General features: G+C 38.7%; 5 protein-coding genes and 1 pseudogene. 5 read left to right on the top strand and 1 reads right to left on the bottom strand.

The genetic code is table 11. The annotated features are described in order from the left end of the window. Positions 1-494 precede the first annotated feature (494 nt). The 5 genes from HWQ36_RS31885 (at position 495) to HWQ36_RS31865 (ending at position 6,366) form a co-directional block, all read left to right on the top strand. Positions 495-1,364, top strand: coding sequence for an inositol monophosphatase family protein (locus tag HWQ36_RS31885; RefSeq protein ID WP_292710370.1), 870 nt, complete (start codon positions 495-497; stop codon positions 1,362-1,364). A gap of 44 nt (positions 1,365-1,408) precedes the next feature. Further along, positions 1,409-2,386 (top strand): 2-dehydropantoate 2-reductase, encoded by a 978-nt coding sequence (locus HWQ36_RS31880; protein WP_292710367.1) that lies wholly within the window; start codon positions 1,409-1,411, stop codon positions 2,384-2,386. 478 nt (positions 2,387-2,864) lie between these two features. Continuing rightward, positions 2,865-4,058 carry a Fic family protein gene (locus HWQ36_RS31875; RefSeq protein ID WP_292710365.1) on the top strand — a complete coding sequence of 398 codons (1,194 nt, stop codon included), beginning with the start codon at positions 2,865-2,867 and terminating at the stop codon, positions 4,056-4,058. Positions 4,059-4,154: 96 nt separating this feature from the next. Further along, positions 4,155-5,639 carry an ABC transporter permease subunit gene (locus HWQ36_RS31870; protein WP_292710362.1) on the top strand — a complete coding sequence of 495 codons (1,485 nt, stop codon included), beginning with the start codon at positions 4,155-4,157 and terminating at the stop codon, positions 5,637-5,639. Further along, positions 5,632-6,366, top strand: a complete 735-nt coding sequence (locus HWQ36_RS31865) for an amino acid ABC transporter ATP-binding protein (RefSeq protein ID WP_292710360.1) — start codon at positions 5,632-5,634, stop codon at positions 6,364-6,366. The genes HWQ36_RS31870 and HWQ36_RS31865 overlap by 8 nt, the downstream gene beginning before the upstream one ends. Before the next feature lie 309 nt (positions 6,367-6,675). On the opposite strand, the pseudogene HWQ36_RS31860 reads toward HWQ36_RS31865, so the two are convergent. Next, positions 6,676-7,833: pseudogene (locus HWQ36_RS31860) on the bottom strand (IS1634 family transposase). Between the last annotated feature and the right edge of the window lie 643 nt (positions 7,834-8,476).

Genomic DNA, 8,476 nt, shown 5'->3' with positions numbered 1-8,476 from the left:
CGCCAGATGCTCCACTACAGCGCTTCGCGCATCCTGCGGCGGGGGAGACCCCAAGCACCGCACTGGCTCCCCTTAATCCCCTCCCCGTGAACGGGGAGGGGAGATTTTGTCGCTAGACAAAAGCGGGGTGGGGTTCCGACGACTTAATTGGTAATTGAGTAGGTTTAATATAACGTCATTGCGAGGGTTTCACGTTAAGTTGACACCAATGGCATCTCCTGCCCGCCCGGAAATACAAGAGACGCTCATGTTGCGCATCCCACAAAAATAGTAAAATCATCCCGCAAATATGCAACGCCGAATTTATCTACTCGTCAAAGTTGAATTGACAGACTACTAGCAGTTCCTGCAATCAATGCCGTGGTTCCTTGAACGTCCGGTAGATTGGTAAAGATTGTGGTATCATTGCACCAAAATGATACCGTAATTTTGTCTAGATATAGAATTCTATCGCTCTGCGAACGGTAGATTATTTCTGAAAGGAGTTTGCTGCAATGTCCACAACACCAACTACTCGACTAATTTTGGAGACTTTACTCCCCCATCTTAAAGTAGCAGCAGCTTATGCCCATTTTCTTCAACCAAAAATTGCTGCACTTCCCGCCAAAGGAGAAGGAAACAACTTTTTTAGTGCTGCACTTACTGATGCGGATGTGGCTATTCAAAATCTAGTAGAAGTAGTATTACTGGGCACTTTTCCAGATATTCGCTTTTATGGAGAAGAGTATGCAAGCTCTAACAACACAAAGTATTTTCGTGCTACCGAACTCGGTTCAGAAGGTGATTACTTAGTCACACTCGACCCCATCGATGGTACAAAGTTTTATATGGATGGACATTCTAATTACCAAATTATTCTCAGTATTCTAAATTCAGATGACTTTGAAGCTGTAATTGCCATTTCTCCTGCCCAAAATATTTATTTTTATGCTCTTCGAGGTGAAGGTGCTTTTAAAGGGACTCTGGAAATGAGTCTAGAAGCCTGTTCCCCATTACAAATAACATCTGTCAAACCTGCTATTTTGTTGGGATGGGGGATGAATGCGATCGCACATTCACTAAAAGATCGATATCAAGTAATCGATATAGCGAATGATTACTCTAGTGATATTCAAATTCCTAATCTTAACGGTATTCTCAGTGGTGACTTGAGTGGGGCAGTAATTAAATCGGGCAAATTTATTGATGTTGCTGCACTCGCTTTTATTGCGAGAGAGGCTGGTTGGATTGTAACTACTCTTTCCGGTTCGACTTTACCGCCACTGCATACTTGTAAAAACTATAGTCTGCCTGGATTGATAATAGCTGCCTCAAAATCTGTTCATCAAGATTTACTGAAAGCGATACAAAGCCTACCTGTTTGAGGGTAAATAAGTAGTTAATTATTTGCTAACTATCCCTAAACAAAATGAAAATTTGTATTGTTGGCGCGGGTGCAATTGGTGGATATTTAGGAGCAAAACTGGCACTGGCAGGTGAAGCAGTGACGCTAATTGCCCGTGGTTCCCATTTGGAGGCAATTCAAAAAAATGGGCTGAAGCTGCTCATGGCAGATGGTTCTAGCCAAATTGTTACTCCGTTTGCAACTAACGATATTCAGGAAGCGGGGCCACAAGATGTAGTCATTTTAACTGTCAAGGCTCACAGTGTGGCTGCGATCGCACCTTCTCTCCCTGCACTCTACAATTCTCACACGATGGTGGTGACAGCCCAAAATGGCGTTCCTTGGTGGTACTTTCGTCAGCATGGCGGTGAGTATGAAGGGACGCGGATTCAATCTGTTGACCCAGATGGGATTATTGAAGCTAGTATCAGTGCCCAACGCGCCATTGGTTGTGTTGTTTACCCGGCAACTGAGATAATTGAACCAGGTGTAATTAAACATATTGAAGGCGATCGCTTTACTGTTGGTGAAATCGATGGTAGTAAAAGCGATCGCATCCAATTATTAGCACAGACTCTCAAACAGGCAGGATTCAAAGCACCAATCCGCAATCAGATTCGCACGGAAATTTGGATCAAATTGTGGGGTAATGTGGCGTTTAATCCCATCAGTGCCCTGACTGGTGCTACTCTGGAGGGTATTTGCCGCTATCCCCTCACCCGTGAACTAGCGCGGCAAATGATGAGTGAAACTCAAGCGATCGCAGAAAATTTGGGTATAAAATTTGGTATCACTTTAGAACAGCGAATTAATGGAGCAGAAAATGTTGGCGCTCACAAAACCTCAATGTTACAAGATATTGAAGCCGGACGCGCTACGGAGATAGACGCGATCGTTGGCGCGGTGGCAGAATTGGGAAAACTGACTCAAATTCCCACACCTTATATTGATGCAATTTATGCCAGCGTTAAGTTACTGGAGGCGACCAAATTAAAGGTTTGATTTGACTTTCCTTGACTTTTGATAGCATCTGGAAAGCAGCGGACGGGGAGGAAACTTTGTCTTCACCAGAGTCTTTCGGTTCCTCACCAAAACTCTGGTTTTTAGCATTATATGCGTAAAGCAGGATAAGTCTATTTGATGAAAGTTAAAAGGTCAAACTCTTATAGAGTTAGTTAATCAAAAAATGAAGTAGGGATGGGATATTTCGTATTCTATCCCTATTTAGGTTTAACTTTCTTTGATTTCTAACAGATTTAAAACTAAGACAGATGAAACATTAAACCAAAATTAATGTTTCATTTACTACAGTAATTACTGGTATCCACATAAGTATAGCAAGTGTATTGACTACTCAGGAAACTAAGGCAAAAGGAACATGCAGTTTACTTGCTGTTTGTTTCAATATATAAAATTCATGATTATATCATGTATAAACGCAAAAAAATTCTTATTGCTGATACTAAGGGCATTTGATAACATGGATGAAAAATTGTCTCTTGTGAATGAAATCGATAATATGGTTGATACCGATAGAGCAGGTAGATACATAGAACAACTTACTGGATACAAAGCTTTTATACCTAATCCTTTACCGCCTATACCCAAATTATGTATTGATGATGAAATGTTAGAACTTTTATCACAAGCAGATAGAGCATTAGGTCGTTTAGATGGATCAACAGACGCTTTACCTAATCCCGACTTATTCGTGTTTATGTATGTTCGTAAAGAGGCAGTGTTGTCAAGTCAGATTGAAGGAACACAAGCTTCTTTGATAGATGTCCTTGAGTTTGAATCCCGTACAGTGGAACCAGACAACCCGCAAGATGTAACCGAAGTTGTCAACTATATTGCAGCAATTAATCACGGACTCGAAAGATTAGAGAATAATTTTCCTTTGTCATTGCGATTGATCCGTGAAATTCATAAAGAATTATTGAGAGAAGGTCGAGGTTCTGAAAAGGGTTCAGGAGAATTTCGCCGCAGCCAAAATTGGATTGGTGAGGGAAGATGTAATTTAAAGGAAGCTACTTATGTTCCACCTCCACCCCATGATATGCAAGAAGCTTTAAGTAATTTTGAGAAGTTTTTACATGACTCTGCTCCAATGCCAGCTTTAATTAAAATTGGATTAGCTCATGCTCAGTTTGAAACAATTCACCCTTTTGAAGACGGCAATGGAAGAACAGGACGCTTACTAATTACTCTCTTATTATGTGAAAAAAATATATTAAAACGCCCTCTGCTCTATATATCTTATTACTTCAAAAAATACCGTTTGCAATATTATAATCATCTCCAATCTATCAGGGATAATGGGGACTGGGAAAGCTGGCTTAAATTTTTTCTGAAAGGTGTATATGAAGTTTCTCAGGAAGCATCTACTGTTGCTCGTCAAATAGTTAATTTAAAAGAAGAGCATCGTAAAACAGTAATGGAACGAATGGGAAATCGGAAGGCAGGGAATGCTATAGCTTTACTCGAAAAACTCTATTACAAGCCAGTTTTTAATATAGAAATGGCTCAAGAATTTACCCAATTATCATACACTAACGCTAACATTTTAGTCAGAGAATTATGTAATATGGGAATCGTGGAAGAAGTTACTGGAAATAAACGTAACCGAGCTTTTATTTATGAACCATACCTATCTATCTTCAAGGAGTCTTAACAACAAAGCAAATGCAGATTCAAAAGCTTCCGCACAAAACTTCTAGCTACACTAAAATCTTTTGATAGCGATGGAATTTATATAATTATCAAGTCCATGAATAAAAAGAAAGTATGGCTATCAACGATACTAGTTGTAGCAGTAGTAATCAGCATCATCATCGGACATAGTAATTCTCTAAAAGCTGCCTCATCTTTAGGGAAAGACACGCTGACGATGATTACTTCCCCAGATTATCCTCCTTATGAGTTTTATGATACGAAAGGAGGCGATCGCGAAATCGTTGGCTTTGATATAGATATTGCCAAAACCCTTGCTGAAAAACTAGGGTTTAAACTTCAAATCATGGAATCCGATTTTAATGGCTTAATTCCCGCACTCCAAGCAAATCGCGCTGATTTTGTCATGGCTGGGATGACTCCGACTCCAGAACGTCAAAAAAATATTGATTTTTCAATTATTTATTACGAAGCTAAAGATACGATTGTCGCTCCTAAAGGCAGCAATCTGAAGCAGCCCCAAGATTTATCAGGCAAAAAGGTTGGGGTGCAATTAGGAACGATACAAGAGCAAAATGCCCAGAAAATTGCTAAAAAAGTTGCGGGTATTCAACTAAAGCAACTCAATAAAGTGCCGGAAGTAGTTCAGGAAATCAAATCTGGGCGAATTGATGCCGCAATTGTTGAGGATACTGTTGCTAAGGGATTCGCCCAAGCTAACCCAGATTTAGAATTTAATGTTATTCCTTCAGAGGAAGCAAGTGGATCTGCGATCGCTTTTCCTAAAGGTTCTTCTTTTGTAGAACCGTTTAACAAAGTCCTTCAACAAATTAAGGACGATGGCACATTAAATAAACTTGTCGCCAAATGGTTTTCACAGAATACCGCCAATCCTGCATCCTCAACTCCTGCCAAAGGCGGATTGAATCTCGACTTCACCAGAATTCTTCCAGATATTCCCTTTATTCTTCGGGGAATCCCTTTAACATTGTTGTTCACGCTATTATCTGTAACCTTGGGGTTAATCTGGGGAACAATCCTATCTCTATTAAAAATTCTCGGCATCAAGCCACTTACCTGGGTTGCTAACGCCTACACCTCTGTTTTTCGAGGTACACCTTTGTTATTACAATTGGCGTTGGTTTACTACGCAACACCCCAGCTTACAGGTTATGACATTTCCGCATTGCAGGCTGGGGTACTAACTTTTACCCTGAATTCTGGTGCTTATATGTCGGAAACCATCAGGGGTGGGATTCAGGCGGTGGATAAAGGACAAAGTGAAGCGGCGATGTCTATGGGTGTTCCCTATTGGTTGATGATGTGGGATGTGATTTTACCGCAAGCATTAAAGAACATTCTCCCCGCATTGGTAAATGAAACTATCGGATTGCTCAAAGATTCTGCGTTGGTGTCAACAATTGGGGTGGTGGAAATATTACGTAGCGCCCAAATCGTTGGTGCAAATAAGTATATTTATTTTGAACCACTGCTATTTGCAGGATTAATCTACTATGTTTTGGTAATGGGTATGACCTTGAGTGCATCGGCTTTAGAAAGGAGGTTACGGCAAAGTGAGTAATGTAGTAATTCGGACGGAATTCTTATGTAAATCCTTTGGCAAACTCGACGTACTCAAAGATATTTCCACTGAATTTTATCAGGGGGAAGTGGTTGCTATATTAGGCCCTTCTGGTTCAGGTAAGTCTACCTTTCTGCGATGCATAAACTTGCTAGAACAACCCACCAGAGGCAGAATCTACTTTCACGATCAAGAAATTACCAAGCCTAAAGCAAACATCGCTAAAGTGCGCCAGCATTTGGTGATGGTCTTTCAACATTTTAATTTGTTTCCCCACATGAATGTGCTGCAAAATGTCACCTACGCACCCATCAAGGTGAAAGGAATAAACAAGCAAAAAGCAGAACAACATGGCTTAGAATTGCTTGAATCGGTAGGTTTAGAGTCAAAAGTGTCGGTGTACCCATCTAAACTATCTGGGGGACAGAAACAGCGAGTAGCGATCGCTCGTGCATTAGCAATGGAACCTGAGATGATTTTATTTGATGAACCCACCTCTGCACTAGATCCCGAAATGGTCAAAGATGTGCTGGAAGTGATGAAAGCTTTAGCTCTATCTGGGATGACAATGGCGATCGTTACCCATGAAATGGGGTTTGCAAGAGAAGTTGCCAATCGGATTATGTTCCTCGACCAGGGAAGTTTAGCAGAAGATACTACCCCTGGCGAGTTTTTCCAAAATCCTAAGTGCGATCGCGCCAAGCAATTCTTAGAAAAAATGCTTTAGAACATCAGAAATTCGCCACTTTTCTTGTATTCCTGAAACTTTTCCAAAACGGGGCGATCGTTTGGCATTAATGTAGCCCACATTCCGCACTTCAACTTGAAATACAAAGAGATTACAGTCAAGAGAAAAGCGAAAAGTCAGGATAATTAAGAAAATAATACTGAATTAATATGATGAAGCAAAAAAATATTAAACATAAAAGATTTGACTCATAAAAGGAGATTATTTAAGCACTAAAAATTGCCGGAGCAATAACTGTTCCTTCGGGTATTAATAAATTTTTTATTCCCTCTCTAAACTTTGCTTAGATTAAGAAAGCAAATAATATTTTTGGCAAGATGATGGCAGATAACTCAAAATAAAATGACGTTCTGATGTTAAATTAACAATTTGATTAATCCCATTTAATGTTAAGAGATGAATTCCTTGAAAGCATTGGAATACCCATCTTAACGTCGGACAAATCGTTAATTTACCTAGCTGATTTTTGATGCCGATTTTGACTCTTTTTAAGGTATTTCTCAGTTCCCTTTGACCAAGATTATAAACTAACAAGCACAGAGACATCAAAAATAGCATAGTCTCTATTCTTTCAGGATTTTCAACAAAAAAACTATCGGCAAAAAATAAGGGGTCTTTCAGAAATCTAAATCCTCTCTCACAAGATTGTTGATTTTTATAAGTTGTAATAATTGACTCTGGTTCTAACTTCTCTTTGTCAACTAAATTAGTCGCTAAAATAAATCTTCCAGCTTGTTTTCTCTGTGTTTCTATTTCTTGTGATTTTTCATAACCTACTCCTGACATTTTATAAACAGTCTTATTATCTTTTGACTTACTTTCAATAGTTTTTACTTCTTGAATTTCCCATAATTTCAGATTTTTGTTGATGACTTTTAACTTATATCGCGCTTGTTCTGGACTTTCAAAATCTTCTTTTTTTAATTCTTTGAGCAGTTTCTCAACTTTATCTTTTTCTTTCTTTCTTTAGTTTTTTATCTAGTTTTCTTAAGTCACTATCTTTTCTTTATTATCTTCACTGTTATATTCTCCATGTAGATGAAATGATGTAGCATCCAAATGTGAATATTTCGTACTTATTTTAAATTTTTTAATCACTGATAATACAACTTCTATAAAGAGATTATTCAATCCATGTTTATATAAATTATCCATGACTCTTCCAATTTTATCATCATTAAGATAATCACTTTCTACATCTTCTCCCAATAATATTTTGATTGCTTTATCATCAAAAAACTGACTAAATAAATATAAAGGTTTTGATACAAATCCTAAGCCGTTGATTAAAATAGCTTTGACCAATGTTCCCGATGCAATCTTCTCACGAGAGTCCATTCCTAATTTGTCATTAATTATTTCAACTATCCCTATTTCATCAATTAGACCAGCTACTATTCCTAGATGATCAATATTTTTTATTTCTGCTTTTGATATTGGAGACATTTTTACTCCTCAAATATTTTTGAGTTTTTTTGATTGTCTCACTTTTGGTATCATGCTAATAAAAGCATCATAAAACAATGTCTGTTTAGTTTTGTGAAAAGCTTGAAACCAAGTATTTATAGGCTATGCAACCTGCTGTATACTTCATCACTCTTGATTTATCTTTAATGCCGACTTACTTAAAGATTTTCAGTATCTTTATTTACTCGTATTAGAGAGCAATTGGGTAATCTTTTGTACTACATTTTGAAGTGCGGAATGTGGGCTGTAACTGTGTCTAATCATTTTCTCTTCTACGAGTGAGTGTATTCTGAATACCTCAGACCAATTACGGTCTGTCCTACCCGAATTATGGGGTTTAATCCTCTCGTCTGGTCTACATGGAGTTCGACTTCTCCTAGACCCACAATTCGTTTTTATTCGTTCCCTCGCTGAGATTGATTGTTCCGTTAGGTGTAGCCAATTCAACCATTGGATTCCCTGGACTCTTGCCGTTGTTAAAGTTATACTCGGCGGGAATTTTCTCCAATCAAGTCAGGGTTTTGTTTGTTGCGCCCTGCTTGAATATAGGTTGCTTTTCTAGGCTCGGTTGTCGGGTAAGGTTCGAGAGTCACCTCTCTCTCCTCCCCTAAGAACCGGACAT

Origin of the sequence: Nostoc sp. NMS2 (assembly GCF_017115105.1) — a bacterium.
Lineage (GTDB): Bacteria > Cyanobacteriota > Cyanobacteriia > Cyanobacteriales > Nostocaceae > Nostoc.
Note: the sequence above shows the minus strand (reverse complement) of the source record. Positions and strands in the feature narration are given on the sequence as shown.